The sequence below is a fragment of the Collinsella aerofaciens genome (assembly GCF_005844325.1).
GTDB classification, from domain to species: Bacteria; Actinomycetota; Coriobacteriia; order Coriobacteriales; family Coriobacteriaceae; genus Collinsella; species Collinsella aerofaciens_G.
Genome location: NZ_SPFY01000003.1, coordinates 1 through 20,603 on the forward strand (window position 1 = coordinate 1; position 20,603 = coordinate 20,603).

Annotated in this window: 17 protein-coding genes and 1 tRNA gene; 10 read left to right on the forward strand and 8 right to left on the reverse strand. The window is 60.0% G+C overall.

The genetic code is table 11. The features are described from left to right. Positions 1–105: 105 nt before the first annotated feature. The 3 genes from FGQ61_RS01535 to FGQ61_RS01545 form a co-directional block, all read right to left on the reverse strand. Positions 106–1,602, reverse strand: a complete 1,497-nt coding sequence (locus FGQ61_RS01535) for a hypothetical protein (RefSeq protein ID WP_138374348.1) — start codon at positions 1,600–1,602, stop codon at positions 106–108. A gap of 236 nt (positions 1,603–1,838) precedes the next feature. Continuing rightward, positions 1,839–2,846 (reverse strand): DUF5692 family protein, encoded by a 1,008-nt coding sequence (locus tag FGQ61_RS01540; RefSeq protein WP_138374349.1) that lies wholly within the window; start codon positions 2,844–2,846, stop codon positions 1,839–1,841. Between the two features lie 63 nt (positions 2,847–2,909). Next, a complete protein-coding gene (locus FGQ61_RS01545) occupies positions 2,910–3,572 on the reverse strand; it encodes a TetR/AcrR family transcriptional regulator (RefSeq protein ID WP_138374350.1) in 663 nt (220 codons plus the stop codon). A gap of 188 nt (positions 3,573–3,760) precedes the next feature. Between FGQ61_RS01545 and FGQ61_RS01550 the strand changes: the two genes are divergently transcribed. From FGQ61_RS01550 to FGQ61_RS01590, 9 genes are all read left to right on the forward strand, one after another. Further along, positions 3,761–6,538: an FAD-dependent oxidoreductase gene (locus tag FGQ61_RS01550; RefSeq protein WP_171021475.1), complete on the forward strand. Its 2,778-nt coding sequence runs from the start codon at positions 3,761–3,763 to the stop codon at positions 6,536–6,538. 89 nt (positions 6,539–6,627) lie between these two features. Beyond that, on the forward strand, positions 6,628–7,056 hold the full coding sequence (locus FGQ61_RS01555) for a hydrogenase maturation nickel metallochaperone HypA/HybF (protein ID WP_138374351.1): 429 nt from the start codon (positions 6,628–6,630) through the stop codon (positions 7,054–7,056). A 406-nt stretch (positions 7,057–7,462) separates the two neighbouring features. Further along, on the forward strand, positions 7,463–8,452 hold the full coding sequence (locus tag FGQ61_RS01560) for a PTS sugar transporter subunit IIB (RefSeq protein WP_055250789.1): 990 nt from the start codon (positions 7,463–7,465) through the stop codon (positions 8,450–8,452). A gap of 18 nt (positions 8,453–8,470) precedes the next feature. Further along, on the forward strand, positions 8,471–9,289 hold the full coding sequence (locus FGQ61_RS01565) for a PTS mannose/fructose/sorbose transporter subunit IIC (RefSeq protein WP_035136637.1): 819 nt from the start codon (positions 8,471–8,473) through the stop codon (positions 9,287–9,289). A gap of 16 nt (positions 9,290–9,305) precedes the next feature. After that, positions 9,306–10,226 carry a PTS system mannose/fructose/sorbose family transporter subunit IID gene (locus FGQ61_RS01570; RefSeq protein ID WP_035136639.1) on the forward strand — a complete coding sequence of 307 codons (921 nt, stop codon included), beginning with the start codon at positions 9,306–9,308 and terminating at the stop codon, positions 10,224–10,226. Positions 10,227–10,346: 120 nt separating this feature from the next. Further along, the gene (locus tag FGQ61_RS01575) at positions 10,347–10,745 is read left to right on the forward strand and encodes a DUF956 family protein (protein ID WP_006235193.1); all 399 of its coding nucleotides are present in this window, start codon (positions 10,347–10,349) and stop codon (positions 10,743–10,745) included. A gap of 302 nt (positions 10,746–11,047) precedes the next feature. Next, positions 11,048–11,123, forward strand: a tRNA-Arg gene (locus FGQ61_RS01580). Positions 11,124–11,484: 361 nt separating this feature from the next. Continuing rightward, positions 11,485–14,316: a DNA methyltransferase gene (locus FGQ61_RS01585; protein ID WP_138374352.1), complete on the forward strand. Its 2,832-nt coding sequence runs from the start codon at positions 11,485–11,487 to the stop codon at positions 14,314–14,316. Continuing rightward, complete coding sequence (locus FGQ61_RS01590) at positions 14,313–14,765, forward strand: selenium binding protein (RefSeq protein WP_138374353.1); 453 nt, start codon at positions 14,313–14,315, stop codon at positions 14,763–14,765. The genes FGQ61_RS01585 and FGQ61_RS01590 overlap by 4 nt, the downstream gene beginning before the upstream one ends. Before the next feature lie 486 nt (positions 14,766–15,251). Here FGQ61_RS01590 and FGQ61_RS01595 read toward each other — a convergent pair whose 3' ends face one another. The 5 genes from FGQ61_RS01595 to FGQ61_RS01615 are packed head-to-tail and all read right to left on the reverse strand — an operon-like array spanning position 15,252 to position 19,584. Then, positions 15,252–16,190, reverse strand: coding sequence for a relaxase/mobilization nuclease domain-containing protein (locus tag FGQ61_RS01595; protein ID WP_138374354.1), 939 nt, complete (start codon positions 16,188–16,190; stop codon positions 15,252–15,254). A 9-nt stretch (positions 16,191–16,199) separates the two neighbouring features. Next, on the reverse strand, positions 16,200–18,116 hold the full coding sequence (locus FGQ61_RS01600) for a type IV secretory system conjugative DNA transfer family protein (RefSeq protein WP_138374355.1): 1,917 nt from the start codon (positions 18,114–18,116) through the stop codon (positions 16,200–16,202). Between the two features lie 2 nt (positions 18,117–18,118). Then, positions 18,119–18,463 (reverse strand): plasmid mobilization protein, encoded by a 345-nt coding sequence (locus FGQ61_RS01605; protein ID WP_138374356.1) that lies wholly within the window; start codon positions 18,461–18,463, stop codon positions 18,119–18,121. A gap of 3 nt (positions 18,464–18,466) precedes the next feature. Next, positions 18,467–19,351, reverse strand: a complete 885-nt coding sequence (locus tag FGQ61_RS01610) for a DnaB-like helicase C-terminal domain-containing protein (protein WP_138374357.1) — start codon at positions 19,349–19,351, stop codon at positions 18,467–18,469. Next, complete coding sequence (locus FGQ61_RS01615; RefSeq protein ID WP_138374358.1) at positions 19,339–19,584, reverse strand: hypothetical protein; 246 nt, start codon at positions 19,582–19,584, stop codon at positions 19,339–19,341. The genes FGQ61_RS01610 and FGQ61_RS01615 overlap by 13 nt, the downstream gene beginning before the upstream one ends. Positions 19,585–19,646: 62 nt before the next feature. On the opposite strand from FGQ61_RS01615, the gene FGQ61_RS01620 reads away from it, so the two are divergent. Then, positions 19,647–20,588 carry a hypothetical protein gene (locus FGQ61_RS01620; RefSeq protein WP_138374359.1) on the forward strand — a complete coding sequence of 314 codons (942 nt, stop codon included), beginning with the start codon at positions 19,647–19,649 and terminating at the stop codon, positions 20,586–20,588. Positions 20,589–20,603: the final 15 nt, after the last annotated feature.

The window sequence follows — 20,603 nt, forward strand, 5'->3', positions numbered from 1 at the left end:
CCGCAGGAAGCTTGGATACGCCTAGGCGCGGTCCAAGAAATCGTCCGCACCCCCAAACAATCCCTATTTCACCGCAACTGCGTTAGGCGGCTGTCTTCGGGCCGGCTAGTCCTGGGCTTTGATACTCGGCATCAGAATCTGGGCGAGGTAGTCGGTCTCGAGTTTGGTGGCGGCGTCTGCGTTGCCGTCTTTGCCAACCAGGTCGTTCTTGATCTGGCTATACGTATAGCGGTTGCCGGTCGTCAGCTCGACAAGCTCAATGGCCGTGTCCATGGGGTAGGTTGACACGGGATTCTGGGTGCGCCCGTTGATAGTCTGGGGCACCACGTGCGGATAGACGGGGCCGCTGGCATAGACGGTATAACCGTTGCCTAGGCTGACCGTGCCCAAAACCGTATCGCCGTCATCGGGCGTAAAGGTCTCGCCATCGCGCACGGCGACGAGCGTCACGAGCGGCGTATTGGCGTCGTCGCCCAGATAGATGCATAGCGTGCTGCCATTCTGCCAAGTCTCGACCTTGCCGTACCACTCGACGGGAATATCGAGCTGGTAGAGGTCAGTTGCCTTGTGGCGAGCGTCAGCATCACGGGATGCCTGTGCCTTTTGCGCGCTCACGGCATTGACGGCGGCGTCGCGCCGCGCGATTGCTGCCTGCTGGAGCACTTTGGCAGCCGCGGCGGAGCTCGCACCGCCCTCTTCGGCATACTTGGCGGCGGCATCGATCTGGTCGTCAGTCACTGTGTCGGCCGAAGGCACCTTGAGCTTAAAGGTGGCCTGGGCACTTAAATCCTGTCCATCGCTCTTAACGGTGACCTGCGTCTTGGTGGTCGGGACGGTATAGATGGTGCCGTCGGCCGCGATGGGGGAGGCAGCGATGGAGAGCGTGTAATCGCCGGGCAGCAGTTTGATGCCGCGGCCGTGCTCGTCAACATAGAGCGTTTCGCTCACGGAGGAGCCGTCAGAATCCTGACCGCTCACCTGTACGGGAATCTTGGAGCCAGTGGAACAGTCGAGGCCCGCGGCATGCGCGCCAATCTGCACCGACATCATCGTGTGGGCATTGGCGGCGACAGCGGCAGCCTGCTCTTGCTGATATCCGTTCCAGGCAGCATAGCCTGCACCGCCGGCGACGAGCGCGACGGCCACGACACCGGCGACCATCAGATTGCGGCGCTTGGGCGACATCTTGCGATGGCGGACCTCGGCCTCGCGTGCCGAGGGAACGGACGGCAGGGGAATATCGCCCATGGCGATGGTCTCGTCCACGGCAGGAGCGGAGCCCAGGCCGGGAAGCTCGCGGGTCAGCGAATCTTCGGCCGGCAAGCTGTCGAGCAAGATGGTTTCCTCGCTCGTGTCGGATTCGGGCTGGTCGTCGGCCTCGCATTCGGTGTCTTCGTGATCTGCCTCATCTTCGGCAGGCTCAACGTCGTCTGCATCCTGATCATCGGACTGCGCCTCGGCTTCCGGCTCATCCTGCACATCAACGCTCGAATCGTCAAACGCAACATCGTCAAGCGAAATCCGGTCTAGGCTCTCCAGGGCCTCGGCACACGCTTCTGCATCTTGGGCCGCATCCTCTTGGCCCATCGTCTCATCATTCATACATCCCCCAAGCTCAATATCGGGACAACACTGTACCCAAAAACGGGACCCCATAGAGCCGCCTCATGATTTGAAATCCGATTTTATATATGCGCATGTTTTTGAATAGATGAATAGAGACGCAACGACAAAAGCCCCCGAAAAGCGAGCGAAACGCTTTCCGGGGGCTCTGCGAGGCATTGGATGAAAAACCTGGCGGGCGGGCCTATGCCCAGGCGCCAACAGCGACCAACATGTTACTCGGCGTGAGCGTAATCGACCTTGGCGCGACGAGCGGTGGCCTTCTCCCAATCGCTGGTGCCCTCAAAGACATCCTGCTTGTAGGGATTGCGACCGAGCTTCTTGGCGCGGTAGGCGATGTAGATGATCGCGGCGACGTTGGCGACCAGTGCGGCGATCGAGACCGCGGTAGCGGCGCCGGGGTCGAGCGTGGAGTGGGTCACAAAGATGGACTCCTCCTGGAAGTACGGGAACACCTGGGCAAACATGCACCAAATGGCCAGCGTGAAGGCGCGGTTCTGGATCCAGCCGCCCTTGTTCCAGATAAAGGCGGCGATGGTGGGCGCCAGCAGCAGCGCAAAGCCGCAGAACCAGGAGTGGGTGGGCAGGCAGTTGTAGGTGTAGCAGAAGTTCCAGATATCGTAGGCGATGATGTAGACCCAGGTCATGTCGGGCCACAGCATATCGGTCTGATCCTCGGAGGCGTAGACGCTCCACCAACCGGTCATGCAGAAGATGTTGATGATGCCGGCGATGCCGTTGAACACGTTGTTCCAGCCGGCAAGCTGCGTGGCACCCTCGGAGGTGACCCAAGTGGACTGGCCCAGGACAAAGAAGTGATAGGCGCTCTCGAAGTCGGACACGACGGCGATCATGATGTTGATGGCGACGATCACAAACGGCCATGCGCGGAACCAATGCGCCTTGCCGATCTTGCCCCACTGGTACTTAATGGCAATGAAGCCCCAGCAACCGGCGAGCGCCGCGTATACCTTGGCGTAGTGGAACCAGCTGTTCTGGTACACATGGGTGGGGTTGGTGAGCGCCCACTCGGCACCCTGTGAGACGCCGATGGCGATGGCGACGCAGTAGATGGTCATGGCCAGCGGAGCCACGCCAAAGATGATTGCTGCGCCCAGCTTGGTGCGGCGGCCGACCTCGTTGAGCACGATCAGGCCGATAAAGACCATGGCCCAGCCGGCCCAGTGGATAAGGGTATCGCTACCCCAAACATCGAACAGCATGCTGCTCTCCTTTCACACGCCCGCGGCCCCTCTTCTGATCGCGGGCAGTTTGGCCAAATGTCGTCAGTTCTGGGGCTTGCGCTCCGGATACTTGGCGGTATAGCCCTCGATGTGGAGTGTCGAGGCGATGATTTCCTTGACCGTCTCGTCGGGCACATCGGGGTGCGTGCGGATATACATCAACAACCCCATGATGAGGGTGTAGAACGTCTCGTAGACATGGTCGATGCGTAGCTCATGATGGGCGACAAAATCCACCACGGTGGTGTCGCAGATATACTGCGCCACGCGTTGGACCACGTTGTGCAGAAAGCCGCCGTAGAGCGCACCGCTGCTGGAGGTGAGCGTACTCGGCAGCTCGTGGCCGCTGGCGACCAGGCGCTTAAAGAGCGGGGCGACGGTGTCGAGTGCGCCCTCGATATCGCCGACGGTGCGGTTGGCATTCCACTGCTCGAGCTCGGAGATAAAACCGTCGATTGCCTCGTCCATGACGGCGGTGACGGCGGCGTCCATGTCGGCGAAGTAGTGGTAGAACAGCGAGCGCGTGCAGCCGGCTCGCTTGGTCACGGCCGATACCGATAGGTGGGACACGCCCAGCTCGGAGCTTACGGTGCGCACGGCATCGAGGATCTCGCGACGGCGTTCGTCGCCCGTCAAGCGCTTTGCCGTGCTGTCGGGCGCGGGGACGGCGTCGGCCACAGAGGTGTTCGCTGCGTTACTGCTCATGTGCTTGCCGCCTTTCATCCGTTTGAGCCTGACCGTTCGCCTAACAGTCTTGAATATTGTTGACGGTTCGTCAATACTGTTTTTGACACAATGTCAACAATAACGGGTGAACGGCGTGGGGGCATGTCGAGCCCGTAAAAAGAGGGGCGCTGCGTGCCTGCCAGGCTGCGGCAAGAGAAGGGACGACTATGATTCTCAACGGACCGGGGATTAGCTACACCGAGCCCGATATCGGTGCGGAGTTTGTGCCGCCGCTGCCGGAGCATCCGCGCGAGGCCATCGTCAAACTGTGCGAGCACTGCACTAACCGCCTGCTGCATCGCGACGAGCTGCTGGGCTACGAGTACTGGTCGTTTGCCGAGGCCGCAACTGACGAGCAGGCCGAGGTACTCTGCAAGATGAAGATGCGTCGTCCCTACACGCTGCCCGAGATGGTCAAGCTCACCGGCATGCCCGAGGCCCAGATCGAGAAGATGCTCGACGATATGAGCTACACGGGCCTGCTCGAGTACAACTGGGAAAATCCCGAGCGCGCCAAGCAATGGGTGCTGCCCATGCTGGTGCCGGGTTCCGCCGAGTTCCTCAACATGCGCGTGAGCCAGCTCGAGGAGCACCCGGTCTACGCCAAGTTCTTTGAACAGGCATCCAAGGGCCCGCTGTCCAAGGCCACACCGATGGTGCCGCCCGGAGGCGCCGGTATCGGCATGCACGTCATTCCGGTCGAGAAGGCCATTGACGCCGCGAGCACGTCGGTGCCTATTGAGCATATTGAGCACTGGCTCGACAAATACGAGGGTAAGTATGCCGCTAGCACCTGCAGCTGCCGCGCGAGCCGTCGCGTGATGGGTGAGGGCTGCGCCGACGACCCGGCCGATTGGTGCATCGCCGTGGGCGATATGGCCGACTACGTGGTCGAGACCGATCGTGGCCATTACGTGACCCGCGACGAGGTCTACGACATCCTGCGCCAGGCCGAGGACAACGGCTTTGTGCACCAGATCACCAACATCGACGGCGAGAACAAGATCTTCGCCATCTGCAACTGCAACGTCAACGTGTGCTACGCCCTGCGCACCTCGCAGCTGTTCAACACGCCCAACCTGTCGCGCTCGGCCTATGTCGCCAAGGTCGAGAAGGACAAGTGCGTTGCCTGCGGTCGCTGCGTTGAGGTGTGCCCGGCCGGCGCCGCCAAGCTCGGCCAGAAGCTCTGCAGCAAAAAGGCCGGCGGACAGGTGCCCGAGTATCCGCGCCAGGAGCTGCCCGACGCCACCAAATGGGATCACACCAAGTGGTCGCCCAACTACCGCAACGACAACCGTATCGAGACGCATGAGTCCGGCACCGCTCCCTGCAAGACGGCCTGCCCCGCGCACGTTGCCGTTCAGGGCTATTTGAAGCTCGCGGCTCAGGGTCGCTATGACGAGGCCCTAGCACTCATTAAGCGCGAGAACCCGCTGCCCGCTATCTGCGGCCGTGTGTGCAACCGCCGCTGTGAGGATGCCCGCACCCGCGGCCGTGTGGATGCCGCCGTGGCTATCGACGAGGTCAAGAAGTTCATCGCCCAGCGCGATCTGGATGCCGCGACCCGCTACGTCCCGCCCGTGGTTACGCCGACGCGCGCTGGCGGCTTTGATCAGAAGATCGCCATCATCGGTGCCGGTCCGGCCGGCCTGTCCTGCGCCTTCTATCTGGCCGAGAAGGGCTACAAGCCCGTCGTGTTCGAGAAGAACGAGCGCCCGGGTGGCATGCTCACCTATGGCATTCCCAGCTTTAAGCTGCAGAAGGATGTTATCGAGGCCGAGGTCGAGATCATTCGCCTGATGGGTGCCGAGTTCCGCTATGGCGTGGAGGTCGGTCGCGACGTGACGCTCGACGAGCTGCGCGAGCAGGGCTTTAAGGCCTTCTACGTTGCTATTGGCTGCCAGGGCGGCCGCCTTGCCGGTATTCCGGGCGAGGATGCCGTGGACGTGACCGTGGCCGTCGACTTTTTGCGCGAGGTCAACAGTGGCAAGATCGACGCGTTGCCCGGCCGCACCATTGTGGTGGGCGGCGGCAACGTGGCTATCGATGTCGCGCGCAACGCCTGCCGTCTGGGTTCCGAGCACGTTGAGATGTTCTGCCTGGAGAGCGAGGCCCAGATGCCCGCCAGCGAGGAGGAACGTCGCGAGGCCGTTGAGGACGGCGCTCACATCAGCTGCGGCTGGGGCCCCAAGGAGATTCACCTGGACGAGGCCGGTCGTGTATGCGGTATCACCTTCAAGCGCTGCACGCGTGTCTTTGACGACGAGGGCCGTTTTGCGCCCGAGTACGACGAGAACGATCTGCGCCGTGTCGATGCCGACCGTGTCGTCATGTCGATTGGCCAGTCCATTGTGTGGGGCGACCTGCTGGCTGGCTCCAAGGTGGAGCTCGGCCGCGGCCAGGGTGCCCTTGCCGATCCCCAGACTTACCAGACCGCCGAACCCGACATCTTTGTGGGCGGCGACGTCTACACCGGCCCCAGCTTTGCCATCGACGCTATCGCCGCCGGTCACGAGGCCGCGGTGTCCATCCATCGCTTTGTGCAGCCGGGCTCCACGCTCACCATCGGCCGCAACCAGCGCCGCTACACCGCGCTCGACCGCGACGATGTCGTGATCGAGAGCTACGACAACGCGAGCCGCGAGGTTGCGCATGTGGACCGCGAACGCGAGAAGGCTGCACCGTTTAGCGAGTATGTTGAGACCTTTACCGAGGAGCAGGTGCGCGCCGAGACCGCCCGCTGCCTGGGCTGCGGCGCCTCGATCGTCGACCCCAACAAGTGCATCGGCTGCGGCCTGTGCACCACCAAGTGCGCGTTTGACGCTATCCATCTGTATCGCGACCGCCCCGAGTGCTCCACGATGGTCAAATACGAGCAAAAGCTCCCAAGCCTGGGCAAGTATGCTCTAAAGCGTGCGATTAAGATCAAATTCGGGAAGAAATAACAGGACGTAACGAGTAAGGGAGCGGCGCAGAGCGTCGCTCACTGACGTCTGGCCGACATCGCATCAACCGTTGTTGAAAGGTTTCTACCTTGCATGAATTGGGAATCGTCTATCACATCATTCGCGATGTTGAGAACGTGGCGCGCGCCAATGGCGTGCGTCACGTTTCGAGCGTGACGTTACTGCTGGGCGAGGTCTCGGGCGTCGTTCCCGATCTACTACTCGACGCTTGGCGCTGGGCGGCAGATAAAAAGCCTATCACCGAGGGCGCGGAGCTTATCGTGGAGCCAGTCAACGCCGTGACGCATTGCGAGGCGTGCGGCCACGACTATGCGACGGTCGAGCATGGTAAGACCTGTCCCCATTGCGGTAGCGGCGATACCTATCTGCTCCAGGGCCAAGAGGTCATGATCAAGCAGATCGAGACCCCCGACGAGGACCCGGCAGATGCTGCTCCTGACGGCCTCTCCGACGTCCCCGATGCTGTCGACGCCGCCAACCCTCTCCACATCGCCTAGGATCCTCTATAAGTTGCGGTGAAATAGTTCCTAAAACCAGCCTTCTGGCTCTTAAACAAGAACTATTCCACCGCAATTTTTTTTGAGTAGTTTCGAAGTGCATAAGTCATACAAATAGTCAAGTCATGTCTGTTTAAACAAAATAGCAGCAGTACAAGCACATTCGCACTTGCTTAAAATCGTTATTAATGAACAGCCTGTTTGTATCTGTAAAGTACATGGCTTGATGGGCGACGCTTTGGCGGGTAATGAGTCGAAAAGCAGTAATGTAATCAACTTGTAACAAAAATAGACGTTTAAACAAATAATGCAACCTTTTACGAATTTAGCTATAATTCCACAAACCAAACAGGTATACTCCTTTCATGTCGTGTAGGAATTACGTAGACAAAAAGGAGGTTATGTGATGGTAAGTATTGTTCTTGCTAGCCACGGGGACTTGGCAGCTGGAATCAAGCAGACGGGCTCGATGGTCTTTGGCGATCAGCCGTCTGTGGCCGTGGTCTCGCTCGAGCCGAGCATGGGCCCCGACGACTTCCGTGCTAAGGTCGAGGAAGCAATCGCTTCCTTCGAGGACCAGGAGCAGGTGCTCTTCCTCGTTGATCTGTGGGGCGGCACGCCGTTCAACCAGATTAGCGGGCTCATCGAGGGCCATGATTCCTGGGCTATCGTCACCGGTGTCAACCTGCCTATGCTCATCGAGGCATATTCGCAGCGCTTTGATGCAAAGAACACTGCACATGCGATCGCAAAACATCTCGTGACTGAGGCTAAGGCTGGCGTGCGCGTCAAGCCCGAGTCTCTGGAGCCCGAGGAGAAGAAGCCGGCTGCGGCCGCCGCTGCTCCTGCAGGCGCCATCCCTCCGGGAACGGTCATCGGCGACGGGCACATCAAGATTGCCCACGTCCGTATCGACACCCGTCTGCTGCATGGCCAGGTGGCCACCACGTGGACCAAGCAGATCAACCCCAACCGCATCATCGTGGTTTCCGACGGCGTTGCTCACGACGAGCTCCGCAAGACCATGATCGAGCAGGCTGCCCCTCCGGGAGTCCATGCCAACGTCGTGCCTATCAAGAAGATGGCCGAGGTCGTCAAGGACACGCGTTTTGGTGACACCAAGGCCATGCTGCTCTTCGAGAACCCGCAGGATCTGCTCAAGGCCATCGAGGCCGGCGTCGACATCAAGGAAGTCAACATCGGTTCCATGGCTCACTCCAAGGGCAAGGTCGTCGTCACCAACGCCGTCGCTATGGGCGATGACGACGTTAAGACCCTCGAGGCCCTCAAGGCCAAGGGCGTCAAGTTCGAGGTCCGCAAGGTTCCTTCGGATGCCTCCGAGGATCTCGACGCCATGTTGAAGAAAGCTAAGGCCGAACTGGCCGCTCAAGCATAGTAAAGGAGGGTCCGATACATGTCTGCAATCACTATTCTGCTTGTTGCGATTGTCGCGTTGCTTGCCGGTATGGAAGGCATTCTGGATGAGTTCCAGTTCCATCAGCCGCTCGTGGCATGCACGCTTATCGGTCTCGTAACCGGTCACCTTCAGGAGGGCATCCTCCTGGGCGGTTCGCTCCAGATGATGGCCCTTGGCTGGGCTAACGTCGGCGCCGCCGTCGCGCCTGACGCCGCTCTGGCCTCGGTCGCTTCTTCGATCATCATGGTGCTCGCCCTCAACGGCGGCGCCACTGATTCGGCCAAGGCCGTTACCGCGGCCATCGCCGTCGCCGTCCCGCTGTCGGTCGCTGGTCTGTTCCTGACCATGATCTGCCGTACCATTGCTACCGCTATCGCTCACGCCATGGACGGTTGCGCCGAGAAGGGCGACTTCTCCGGCATCGAGCGCTGGCAGTACGCTGCCATCCTCATGCAGGGCCTTCGTATCGCCATCCCGGCAGTACTTCTGTGCGTTATCCCGGCCGAGGCTGTTACCAACGCGCTTAACGCTATGCCCGACTGGCTGTCCGGCGGCATGGCCGTCGGCGGCGGCATGGTCGCTTCCGTCGGTTACGCCATGGTCATCAACATGATGGCCACCAAGGAGACCTGGCCGTTCTTCATCCTCGGCTTTGTCCTTGCTGCCATCCCTCAGCTCACGCTGATCGCCCTTGGCCTCATCGGCATCTCCCTTGCCCTCATCTACCTTGGCCTTAAGGATCTGGCCAAGCAGGGTGGCGGCACGGGCGGTGGCTCCGGCGACCCGCTCGGCGACATTCTGAACGATTACGAGTAGGAGGGGAGTGATACATATGGCAGAGAACAAGATTCAGCTCACCAAGGCTGACCGTAAGAAGGTTTGCTTCCGTCATCAGTTCCTTCAGGGCTCGTGGAACTACGAGCGTATGCAGAACGGCGGCTGGTGCTTCGCAATGATCCCTGCGATCAAGAAGCTCTACACCAGCAAGGATGACCAGATTGCCGCGCTTAAGCGCCACCTGGAGTTCTATAACACCCACCCCTATGTTTCCGCCCCCGTCATTGGCGTTACCCTCGCCCTCGAGGAGGAGCGCGCCAACGGTGCTCCGATCGATGATGTCGCCATCCAGGGCGTCAAGGTCGGTATGATGGGCCCGCTCGCCGGCGTCGGTGACCCCGTCTTCTGGTTCACCCTTCGCCCGATTCTGGGCGCTCTGGGCGCTTCCCTGGCCATGTCCGGCAGCATCGTCGGTCCGTTGCTGTTCTTCTTCGCGTGGAACATCATCCGTTACGCTTTCCTGTGGTACACACAGGAGTTTGGCTACAAGGTCGGCTCCTCTATCGCCAAGGACCTCTCCGGCGGTCTGATGGGCAAGGTCACCGAGGGCGCTTCCATCCTGGGTATGTTCATCATCGGCGCCCTGGTCGAGCGCTGGGTGTCCATTTCCTTCACCCCGATCGTCTCCACGGTCAAGCAGTCTGCTGGCGCCTTTATCGACTGGGCTAGCCTGCCTTCCGGTTCCGAGGGTATCAAGGAAGCGCTGACGATGTACAACTCCGTCGGTGCTACCGCCCTTGATCAGATGAAGGTCACCACGCTCCAGGGTAACCTCGATCAGCTCATCCCCGGCCTTGCCGCCGTGTGCCTGACCCTGCTGGTCTGCAAGCTCCTCAAGAAGAAGGTCAGCCCGATCGTCATCATCCTGGCTCTCTTCGCCGTCGGCATCATCGGTCGCTTCTGCGGCTTCATGTAAGCACGCTTCGGCTTAAGACCGAGAATTGCTAGGCAAGGGCTTTTGAGCCATTGAAACGGACCGCACCCGGTGGGTACACTGGATGCGGTCCGATTGTTTTATTTGGAGGGCGAGGCGCGCATGGCGCAATCTCAGAACAGCACGGTCGATCTGGCAACGCCGGCAACCTGCCTGATGGGGCTTACCAGCCACGGTAACGTGATGGTGGGCAATAAGGCGTTCGAGTATTACAACGAGCGCAATCCCGAGGATTATATTCAAATCCCGTGGGACGAGGTCGACTATATTGCCGCCGAGGTTTTACGCGGCACCAAGAAGATCACGCGTTTTGCCATCTTCACCAAGGACAACGGTCACTTTACGTTTTCGACGCGCGACGACAAAGAGACGTTGCGCGCGGTCCGCAAGTACGTCGACGAGGATAAGCTTGTGCGTTCGCCCGACTTTATCGATGTGACGGCCAAGGGCGCCAAGAGCATCCCCTCCGTTATCAAAAACCTCTTCCACAAAGGCAACTAGTCATTAAAGAGCGCCCCCCAAGTGGGACGCAGTTTCCCATGGGGCTCGATCGGGAAAGTGCATCCCAGTTCGAGCGCCGATTCCGGGATGTAGTTTCCGGAACGGGGTCGTTTGGGAAACTGTGTCCCGTTTCGAGCCGAAATTCTGGGACACAGTTTCCAGCGAGGTCCCATTGGGAAAGTTTGACCCAGAATTTGCCTGGATAGTGGGACACACTTTCCGGAGGGCTGTTCCATCGCAACTTCGAAGAGTGGCTATACGCTGTATTACAACGGCGTAAATCTGCTACACTAGTACAACATGCCTCCGTAGCTCAGGGGATAGAGCACCGCTCTCCTAAAGCGGGTGTCGACGGTTCGAATCCGCCCGGGGGCACCAGAAGAAATTGCAGGTCAGACGGTATAAAACGTCTGGCCTGTCTTCTTGTATAAGGGTCTTATTAGCGGCATTTGGGTAGAAATTGGGTAGAAAGATTTTTTGTGGAGGTCTAAGCCCAATATTCGGTTTCCAACCTTTTCCACAGCTTACGGGCTTATAGAAGCCCTCCGGCTATGGAAAGCGTTGAAAACCTAGGTCGATGTTGTCGTGAGCGGGCGAGTTTCCAACAGTCCCCGGCGTCTCCGGGTTTTACTGGGGACCCTCCGACACCGGGGACCGTTGAAAACTCGCCCCTCTATCCGCAAGGTTGCCCTTACCCCTTAAAATGGTCCGCAAGAGACAACGACGCAGGAGGTCCGGTATGCCTGCCAGCAAGAAAGAGGCAAAGGAGTTCGTAAAGCGGTGGAAGAAGCGCCTCAGCGCCATCCCCGCGGGCTCCAACAATGAGCAGCAGGACACGCAGAAGTTTTGGGTCGACTTGCTCATCAATGTCCTGGGTATCCCGTCCAACACCATAGACAGCTTCGTCGACTTTGAGCGCAAGGTGAGAGGCCGACGCATCGACGTGTTCGTCTCCGACCACAACTTCCTCTGCGAGCAGAAGTCGTGGGGCATCGACCTCGACAAGCCCGAGCCTAGGAACGGGGGCATGGAGACGCCGCTCCAGCAGGCCATGTGGTACGCGCGGCACCTGCCGTACTCCGAGCGCCCGCGCTGGGTGATGACGTGCAACTTCGGGACCTTCCGCCTTTACGACCTCGACAACGAGAGGCCCGAGGACACCGTGCAGGAGTTCTCCCTCGAAGAGCTCCCGGACAGTCTGTACCTGCTCTCATTCCTGACATCCAACGAGACGAGCCGCCTGCACAAGGAACAGCAGCTTTCAATCGAGGCTGGGGCTTACGTCTCCAGGCTCTATGATGCTCTCGCCAAGCAGTACCATCACATCGAGGAGAAGGACGAGCGGGCCCAGGAGGAGCAGCGCTCGCTCAACGTTCTCATCACCCGAATCATCTTCTTACTTTACGCCGAGGACGCCGATCTCCTGCAATCGCATCAGGCGTTCGGCAGGTACTGCGAGGGAGACCCCGCGAAGCTCCGTCGCAAATTGGTCGATCTGTTCGAGACCATCGATACTCCCTTGGATCAGCGGGACGAGTACATGGACGAGGACCTTGCGGCCTTCCCCTACGTGAACGGTGGGCTGTTCGCCGACTCCTCCATCATCGTCCCGCAGATGACCCCGGAAATCCTTGAGGCCATCACCGACGCCTCCCAGGACTTCGACTGGCGCGAGATCTCGGGCGTCATCTTCGGCGGCGTGTTCGAGGGGACTCTGAATCCCGAGACGCGCCATGCCGGGGGTATGCACTACACGAGCGTTGAGAACATCGAGCGCTGCCTGAAGCCGCTGTTCCTCGACGAGTTGTGGGACGAGCTGCACGAGGCCGAGGGTGAGAGGACGGCGGCGAAGCGCAAACAGGCCCTGGCGAGGCTGCACGACAAGGTTGCCTCCATTACCATCGGCGACCCGGCGTGCGGCTCGGGCAACTTCCTCACCGAGGCATACCGGCAGCTGCGCACCATCGAGAATCGAATCATCGAGGACGAGCTCAGCGAGGAGACCGGCAACGCGGGACAGACGTCCCTCGTCGTTGCGCAAGACAGTCCCGTCCGCGTCTCCCTGGGCCAGCTGTACGGCATCGAGATAAACGACTTCGCCGTTTCGGTCGCCAAGACCGCCCTGTGGATCACCGAGGAGCAGATGCTTCGTAAGACGCAGGAGATATACGTCGACTATGACTTCGACTTCCTGCCGCTCAGGAGCCTCAGCAACCTCCATGAGGGCAACGCTCTCAAGATCGATTGGTCCGAGGTGTTCCCCGACGACCTCACCTATCTCGTGGGCAATCCTCCCTTCCTCGGGGCTCGTAACCAGTCCAAGGAGCAGAAATCTGAACTGCTTGAGGTCTTCGACGGAGCGAAAAACGCGGGCAACATCGACTACTGCGGGGCCTGGTACATGAAGGCCGCGAGGTTCACGCAGGGGAAGCGCACGCGCTGCGCCCTGGTCTCGACGAACTCCATCTGCCAGGGTGAGCAGGTCGCCAACCTCTGGAAACCCCTGCACGACCTGGGTATCCACATCGACTTTGCGCACAACACGTTCAGGTGGGACAACGAGGCGGCAGATAAGGCGCATGTCTTTTGCGTCATCGTCGGGTTCTCCCGCGAAGCGGGGAACAAGACGCTCTTCTACCACGCGACCCCGGACAGCGACGAAGAACAGGTTCCCATGGCTCGAATCAACGCGTATCTGAAAGACGCCCCTGATGTATTTATCTATAGCCGCAACAAGCCTATTTGTGATGTTCCGGAAATGGGTATCGGAAATAAACCTATTGATGGAGGCTTCTACCTATTTACTGATGAGGAGAAAGACGATTTCCTGAAGAAAGAGCCCAAAGCCGAAGCCTTCTTTCACCCATGGCTTGGCTCAAAAGAGTTCATTCATGGCTATCACCGCTGGTGTCTATGGCTTGGGGAGGCAACTTTCTCAGATTTAAAGCAGCTTCCTGAGTGCAGAAAGAGAATAGAGCAGGTTCGTGAATACAGGCTTGCAAGTAAAAGCGCTGGAACTCGGAAAATTGCAGATAAGCCGACAAGGTTTCATGTTGAGAACATGCCTGAGGGAAGTTCCATCATCATCCCTGAGGTCTCTTCAAGCAGAAGAAAACGTGTTCCAATGGGCTTTGTTGGGCCAGAGATATTTTGTAGTAACAAGGTGAGATTGATTCCTAATGCCTCTCTCTATCACTACGGCATCCTGCAATCCCAGTTCCATAATGCATGGGTTAGGGTCGTAACTGGAAGGTTGAAGAACGATTACCAGTACTCGGCCAATATTGATTACAACAACTTCGTCTGGCCCGAGCCCAGTGAAGAGCAAAGGAACGAGGTCGAACGCTGCGCCCAAGCCGTGCTCGATGCCCGAGACGTCCAGGAGGGTGCGACGCTTGCGGACATGTATGATCCCAAGAATGAGACGTTCTTCCCCGAGCTGATGGCCGCGCATAAGGCGCTTGACGCTGCTGTTGAGGCTGCCTATGGCGTCGACTTCGGCGGGGACGAGGAGAAGATCGTCGCCCATCTCTTCAACCTCTACGCCGAGAAAGTCGGTGAAAGTAAATGATTCACCCCACGCGTTTTGCCCTTCCAGAGGAGGACTATCTGACCCTTCTCGGGGGGGCGGTTTATGTATTCAACTCGAATGTCTCCTTCTTCGTTGAGAACCTTCTGCACGCTGGGGCTCCCGACTGGTACGAGCTTGCCGACATGATGACGGGGCAGCTCAAGGATGAAGGAAGGAAGTGGCTTGTGAATGAAAAGGACAAAAGAGTCCTGGAACTGCTTTGCGAGCTCGGAAACGAGAGGAACAGAATTATCCACAGCTTTCCGGTAACGCATGATGGGCGACAGGAGCTTCGAACGAAGACTAAGGCCAAGGACGAAGAGCAACCAAACTATCAGTACCAGATTGACCGTGAACTGCTCCACTCCTTCATCGACAGAAACCAAGAACTGAGCGACGAACTGTACGAGTGCAGGGACAGAAACGTCGCTATGGCTAAGCTCTCCTAGGGTCCTGTCAAGCGGCTTGTGATGCAGCAATCGGCCTTGCGGCCGATGGGTCCCGCTTATGGGCGGGACCCCCGCGACGCACGGCGTCGCTCTCGCTGCGGCTCCCTGGCAACGCTCCCCAGGGTCGCGTTTCGTCCGCCTCCGCTCACGCCGGCCCAGCCCGCCGAACGGCTGCGCTCGATGGCTTCCAGAAGTCGCCATCGCTCCGCCGTGGTCGCCGGGCTGGGCCTCTCGCGCCGGGTCGCCGAGCGCCGTCGTGCGACGCTTCCCAGGGTCGCGTCTCCTCGGCGTCGGTTCAACCGGCGCTCACCTGCCCGGGCTCGCGTTGCCTTGGGCAACCGGCTCGCTCCGTGCAGGCAAGATATGGATTCCGTTGCACGGAATCATCTTGCCCGCCTGCGGCGGGACGGCGAACCGCTCCGAGGTCGCTCTCACCGAAGGGCAAAAGAAGGGGCCGGGACGCCTGTTGCGTCCCGGCCCAAGTGCTTAGTCCCCGCGCCCGTTCTGGTTCTCGTGCGCCTTGCGCTCAAGTTCCCAGAACGCCCTCATCGCCGTCGCTATCCCGCGCAGCGTGAAGCGGACGACGAGGCCGGTCGAGCGGTCGACCGCGAAGCCGAGCCTGCCGCCGTTGACCTTCCGCACGGCCCCGAGGGTCTTCGAGAAGAATCGGTACTGGAGGCTCCCGCCCTTCGACCTCGCGAGCTCGATGCCGTCTCGCCTGAGCCGCCGGTCGAGCTCGGCCATGCGGTCGGGGCAGTCCCTCATTCGCCCGACCTCCTCGACGCGGCGGGCAACCGCCACGCGGACGCGGGCGTTCTCGGAGCGCTCGGCCTGCCCCTTGCGGGCCATCTCGCGTTCCTCCCTGCCCGGTTGTCTCGCGTGAACGCGCGAGTTGGCCTTGCCGCGTTCAAGCTGCCTGAGCCCATACTTCTCGTCCAAGGCGCGGACGGTCTTCACCCTCGCGGTTGCGGCCTTGCGTGCGGGACCCTCGTCGAGCCTTCGGCCGGTTTCCAGATCACTGCGGTTGATGCCGAGGTGCACGGCGTAGCGGTCGGTGGCGTCCGCGCGGCAGCGCTCGCGGTGCAGCACCATCACGACTTCCTGGTTGGGGTAGCGCTCGGCCACGTACTCCCTCGCATAGCGCATGCACAGCTCCGGCGTCATCTTCCCGCCGTTGAGGTCGCACTCGTCTGGGAGGAACCCGAGTATCTGGTGCTGCATGTAGGTACACTTGGCACCGGCCTTGCCGGGCATGTCGTGACCCATGGCTGCTCTCGTGTCTGCCATCTCCTGAAACCAGCGGCCTTCGTCGATGATGTTCTGCGTGCCGTGGGCAAGCGCCTTGTCGCGGTCCCATGAAAGGTAGTCCCTGAGACGGGAGAGGTGCCTTTCGCTGCAGACGCTCGTCTGCTTTATTGCCGTCATGGTCGCCTCCTAGTCGAGCGAGAGCCCGCTGAATTTGCTGCCACCTGCGTCCCCGGCCCTCTTCTCGGGCTCGGGCCACTCGGGGCACCAGACGGGGATCGCCTCGGCCATCTTCTCGGTCGCCGAGGCGTCGAGCCCCGCCTGGTAGGCGCGGCGATTCCCTGCCTCGTGCTCGGGCGTCCCCAGGCCGAAGTGCTCCTTTGTGGGCGTGTTGGTGCAGTCGGTGACGGGGGAGCGGAAGACCCCTGCGCGGCACGCGGGCATCCCGTTGTCCGCATGCTTCACGACGATGACCCCGTCCCGGTCGGGTGCCATGTCGCGCCACTCCCAGGGATGTATCACGTCGTCGGCGCTCTCGCTGTAGGACGTCGAGGAGGATGTGCCCGACGCGGCCCTGCCGTTGCTCGTGCCTTGCGTGTGGCGCGTGGTCTTGCCGACGAGCTCGGTGAAGTACCGGCGGTCCTCCTCCTCAGCGAGCTTCATGGCGACTTTGACGCCGCAGTTCGCGAGAATTTTCCTGCGCCCGTCTCGCTCACCGTATTTATTAAGCTGGGATATATCTTGCGTTGCCCCCGTCCAGTAAATCTGGAACGACCTTCCAAGCGAAAGGAGGGCGGGCAGGCACTCGACGCGGGGAAGGTTGCCCCACTCGTCGCCGAGTATCTGCACGGGGCGGGGGAGCCTGCCGCCGTTGGAGTCGGCGGCGGCCTGGACGGACGCCCAGAGCTGCGAGAGGAATATCGCCGCTATGCAGTTGTAGGGCGAGCCCTCGTCGAGCACGTGGAGGAACACGGCGCTCTTGTTCTCAAGGATCGAACGCGGGTCGATGTCGGACCCGGACGTCATCCACGCGACCGGGGCTGACGAGAACGGGCGGAGCGCCACCTTGAGCGTCGAGAGGATGCTCCTGAGCTCGTTGCCGCCCGAGGAGACGAACTGCGAGGCCCTGTTCTTCGCGGGGTGCCCGCTCGGCAGGGCGCGGAAGACGGACTTCAACGGTTCGGCCGGGTCGTCGCCCTCGGCCTCGGTGCCACGGTCCAACACCTCGCAGACGGTCGCCAGATGCTTGGACTCCTCGGGGCACTCGTCGGACATGGAGACCAGCAGGACGAGGGCGGACAGGAGCCCCCGCGCGGACGCGGTCCAGTGCGAGCCCTTGCCTTTCTCGTCGTCCTGTACCACGAGCTCAGCGATGGCGTCCGCCGCCTGCTCGGCCTCCTGGTTCCGGCCCTCGGCGTGGAGGTCGAGCACCTGCCTGAGCGGGTTGAACCTCTGGCCGCGATAGGGATGCTGCGTGTCGAGTAGGAGGACGCGGTAGCCGCGACGGGCCAGCTCGTCGCCCGTGAGCTCTACGAGCTCGTTCTTCACGTCTGAGACGACGAGGGTCGCGGGTTCGGAGCCGTTTGAGCCGTCGCCGTAGCTGAGCAGGTCGATTGAGGGGAGGTAGAGGAAGCGTGACTTACCTGACCCAGTGGCCCCTGATACGAAAATCATCTTCTTCGGCTCGTAGAGATAACAGGGCTTACCGCGATATTTGGTGAAACCGTAGACGAACCCGCGCGACGATGGAATCGTCGAGCCGTCCCAGGTCACGGACCCCTTCACGACCTCGCGACCTGTCTTGACGTGGGCGTCGCCGAGCACGCCGCCGTCCTCGGCCCGCGCGTTGAGAGCACTTGAGTAGGCGATGAGGGCGCAGGTGCAGAGTGCAAGGAGGAAGACGAACAAGACCCCGAGGGGATAGGCGGCGAACCCGCCCGAGAGCCACCAGCCGAGGACGATCCCCGCGTCGAACGTTGCGGGGATTGCCGATGTGTCGAGCCCGTACCCGGCGACGAACGCGTCGATGGGGGCAGCGAGCACGGGGCATGCGAGGACTGCTAGGAAAATGGATGATACGAGTGCTGTGAGCAGTTTCGTTTTCATGGTTACTCCCTGGCTTTCGATAGGAGGGCTGAAAGCTGCGACGCCGTGTTCGATACCAGGCGGACGGCGTCTGCAAGTTGCTGGGATGTCTGCGCGTCTGATCCGTATGCGTTGAGGGCGTGACAAGCCTGGTTTAGGTTCCCGCCCTCCTTTTTCAGTTGATAAAGAATCTGCCGCAGCGTCGCCTCGTCGGCGACCCTGGCGGGCTTCTCCCCGATGCGAAGTGCGGACTCGCGCATAAGCGCCGATGGAGTCATGCCGAAAGCGGAGGAGCGCGCCATGATGGCGGCACGCTCCTCCTCAGTCATACGGACGTTGATGTGCGCGGTTTTTGCGTTGCCGCGCATGGCTTAACCCTCCTGATCGTAGAAGGTGGCATGAGGTGCGTCGAAGATGAGCTTGGTGCTCCCAAGCGTGCCATAACGCGCCTTAAGGACCCGAACAAGCAGGGGACGAACGTCAAGCTCTGAGTTGTATTTCCGCTCCTTCTTGTCCTTGCCATCGACCTGCAGGAAGAGGGCGTTGTCGGAGCCATAGTCGATACCCTGCGAGCCCGCGAAGACGTTGAGCTCGGTGTTCGCGTCGTTGTACTTGTCTCGTGCGACGCTGCTGATCAGGAAGACGGGGACGTCATACGTCCGGGCGATGTTTCCGAGCGCCTGCACACAAGCGGTGATGACAACGCGCTCTTCAGCGCGGACGTCGAAGGACGTTGCGGCGATGAGCTGTAGATAATCTACGAAGAGAGCGGGATGCTGGCCGCGAACGTGGATGCAGTCACCGATGCAACGGCAGAGGTCTTCCATGGACGTCTGACCGTCCATGATGCATGAGTTGGGTGCTACGCTCTCGGCGTAGGTGGCGCAAGCGCGCTCAAATGCCTCTTTCTTCTCGGGGATAGCCCCGGTCGCTTCGGAAAGGCTGAAGTCTCCGTTGCCGAGGCGCGTGATGCCCTTCTGAGCAATGCGATACGCGGGGAGTTCCGCGGAGTAGAAGACGGTGGGCACGCCTTGGGAGGCAAGGTCGTCAGAGATAACCTTGAGGAGCGTCGTTTTGCCGGCAGCGGGTGCCGCTCCGACTATGGTCAGGATTCCGGGTACGACGCCTCCGATGAGCTTGTCGAGAGAGGGGAGGCTGCGTATATGAGCCATGGGCTTACGCCCGTTCATTTCCTCGATATAGGTCTTGAGCTGATCGGCTTCGACGTTGAATGAGCTATTGGCTACAGGCTGCACGGATCCGACACCTCCAACTCGTGAAGGTACTCAAAAAAGCTGGACTCGATGACGAAGAGGCGGCTATGAAGCTTGAGGCAGCGACCGCTCTCTTTCATGAGCGATGCGGCGGCAACCTCCCCAAGCCCGGTCAGCTCACGAATCTCGGTGACGCCGAGCAGACGCTCGCGTCCCAGAACGACGCGAGGAGGAGCGGGTGCGATACCCGCTTTGGGAATAGCGGAATCTACCATGGTAGAATCTCCTTTGGTCTGCTCACTCCTCCCCACCTCAGTTTGGCGACTAGAGGGGAGGGGTGGGCGGCTTTTTGTTTCTATGGCCTTCTTTGGGCACCTCCATTCCGGCATTCGCTTATCTGTGCAATTCGATGATACTGCTTCTGGCAATCGAGGCGCTGAAGATTCAGAAAAATTTCCGAAGATTTTCGGATAAGCACTTTTACCTCGAAAAACAGGGTTATACTTGCAATGAAAACCGATTGGAGGATGAAATGGAACGCTCCAGGAAACCGAAAAAACGAAAGTTTGGGACGACCATCCTTGAACAGACCGATGACAACATCAGCATGTTCAAGGAACAACATCCGCAAGAGTTTAAGACTCCGGGGGAAGTGGTCGACCTTCTCGCGAGCCTCTGTCTCCGCGTCAACAAGGGCGCAGCTACGGAACTGAGCGCTTTTTGTGCGCAACGGGTCAAGTCTATTCAGGATGAGCTTAGTGGATATGGCGATGCTGAGTCCCTGTCGCTCGCTGCCGACGACTTAAACGACAAGCTCTCTTATTACAAGGCTCTTCGTAATCACATGTTGCGATTTGTTCCGCAAGACAGCCTTGTTGATAAGGGGCCGTCAATGAAACGCGTGGACCTGCGAGGTGGCTCGTATCTCGTTGTCCCCGACGATTGGCCGGTGGTCAATGAGTCGAATGCTGCGTCATGCGACTATGCTTTCGTCCTTGAAGTGCGGAACGCAAGCGACGCAATTCCGCACTATGTTTATCTTTCCTCAAAGGAAGCCTGTCCTACGGATGAGGTGCTTGATGCGATAGCTGATAAATGGCCGGGGATTCGTGATGTCCAGAGTTCTCAGGTCGAGCCGATCTATGACAAGGACGGTGCGATTCTGAATACCGACGAATGGGCGAAGGCACCTATAATCGGCGTCTTCCCCATTCGTGACGCCTCATCGTTTTCCTGGGAGGATAAGGCTCCATATGGGGCGATGGTCTATCGTCATTAGCCCATCTATGTTCAA

Bases quoted from the DNA above. Each gene is read 5' to 3' on its own strand.
- FGQ61_RS01535 (WP_138374348.1), bottom strand. From the start codon at position 1,602: ATGAATGATGAGACGATGGGCCAAGAGGATGCGGCCCAAGATGCAGAA.
- FGQ61_RS01540 (WP_138374349.1), bottom strand. From the start codon at position 2,846: ATGCTGTTCGATGTTTGGGGTAGCGATACCCTTATCCACTGGGCCGGC.
- FGQ61_RS01545 (WP_138374350.1), bottom strand. From the start codon at position 3,572: ATGAGCAGTAACGCAGCGAACACCTCTGTGGCCGACGCCGTCCCCGCG.
- FGQ61_RS01550 (WP_171021475.1), top strand. From the start codon at position 3,761: ATGATTCTCAACGGACCGGGGATTAGCTACACCGAGCCCGATATCGGT.
- FGQ61_RS01560 (WP_055250789.1), top strand. From the start codon at position 7,463: ATGGTAAGTATTGTTCTTGCTAGCCACGGGGACTTGGCAGCTGGAATC.
- FGQ61_RS01565 (WP_035136637.1), top strand. From the start codon at position 8,471: ATGTCTGCAATCACTATTCTGCTTGTTGCGATTGTCGCGTTGCTTGCC.
- FGQ61_RS01570 (WP_035136639.1), top strand. From the start codon at position 9,306: ATGGCAGAGAACAAGATTCAGCTCACCAAGGCTGACCGTAAGAAGGTT.
- FGQ61_RS01575 (WP_006235193.1), top strand. From the start codon at position 10,347: ATGGCGCAATCTCAGAACAGCACGGTCGATCTGGCAACGCCGGCAACC.
- FGQ61_RS01585 (WP_138374352.1), top strand. From the start codon at position 11,485: ATGCCTGCCAGCAAGAAAGAGGCAAAGGAGTTCGTAAAGCGGTGGAAG.
- FGQ61_RS01590 (WP_138374353.1), top strand. From the start codon at position 14,313: ATGATTCACCCCACGCGTTTTGCCCTTCCAGAGGAGGACTATCTGACC.
- FGQ61_RS01595 (WP_138374354.1), bottom strand. From the start codon at position 16,190: ATGACGGCAATAAAGCAGACGAGCGTCTGCAGCGAAAGGCACCTCTCC.
- FGQ61_RS01600 (WP_138374355.1), bottom strand. From the start codon at position 18,116: ATGAAAACGAAACTGCTCACAGCACTCGTATCATCCATTTTCCTAGCA.
- FGQ61_RS01605 (WP_138374356.1), bottom strand. From the start codon at position 18,463: ATGCGCGGCAACGCAAAAACCGCGCACATCAACGTCCGTATGACTGAG.
- FGQ61_RS01615 (WP_138374358.1), bottom strand. From the start codon at position 19,584: ATGGTAGATTCCGCTATTCCCAAAGCGGGTATCGCACCCGCTCCTCCT.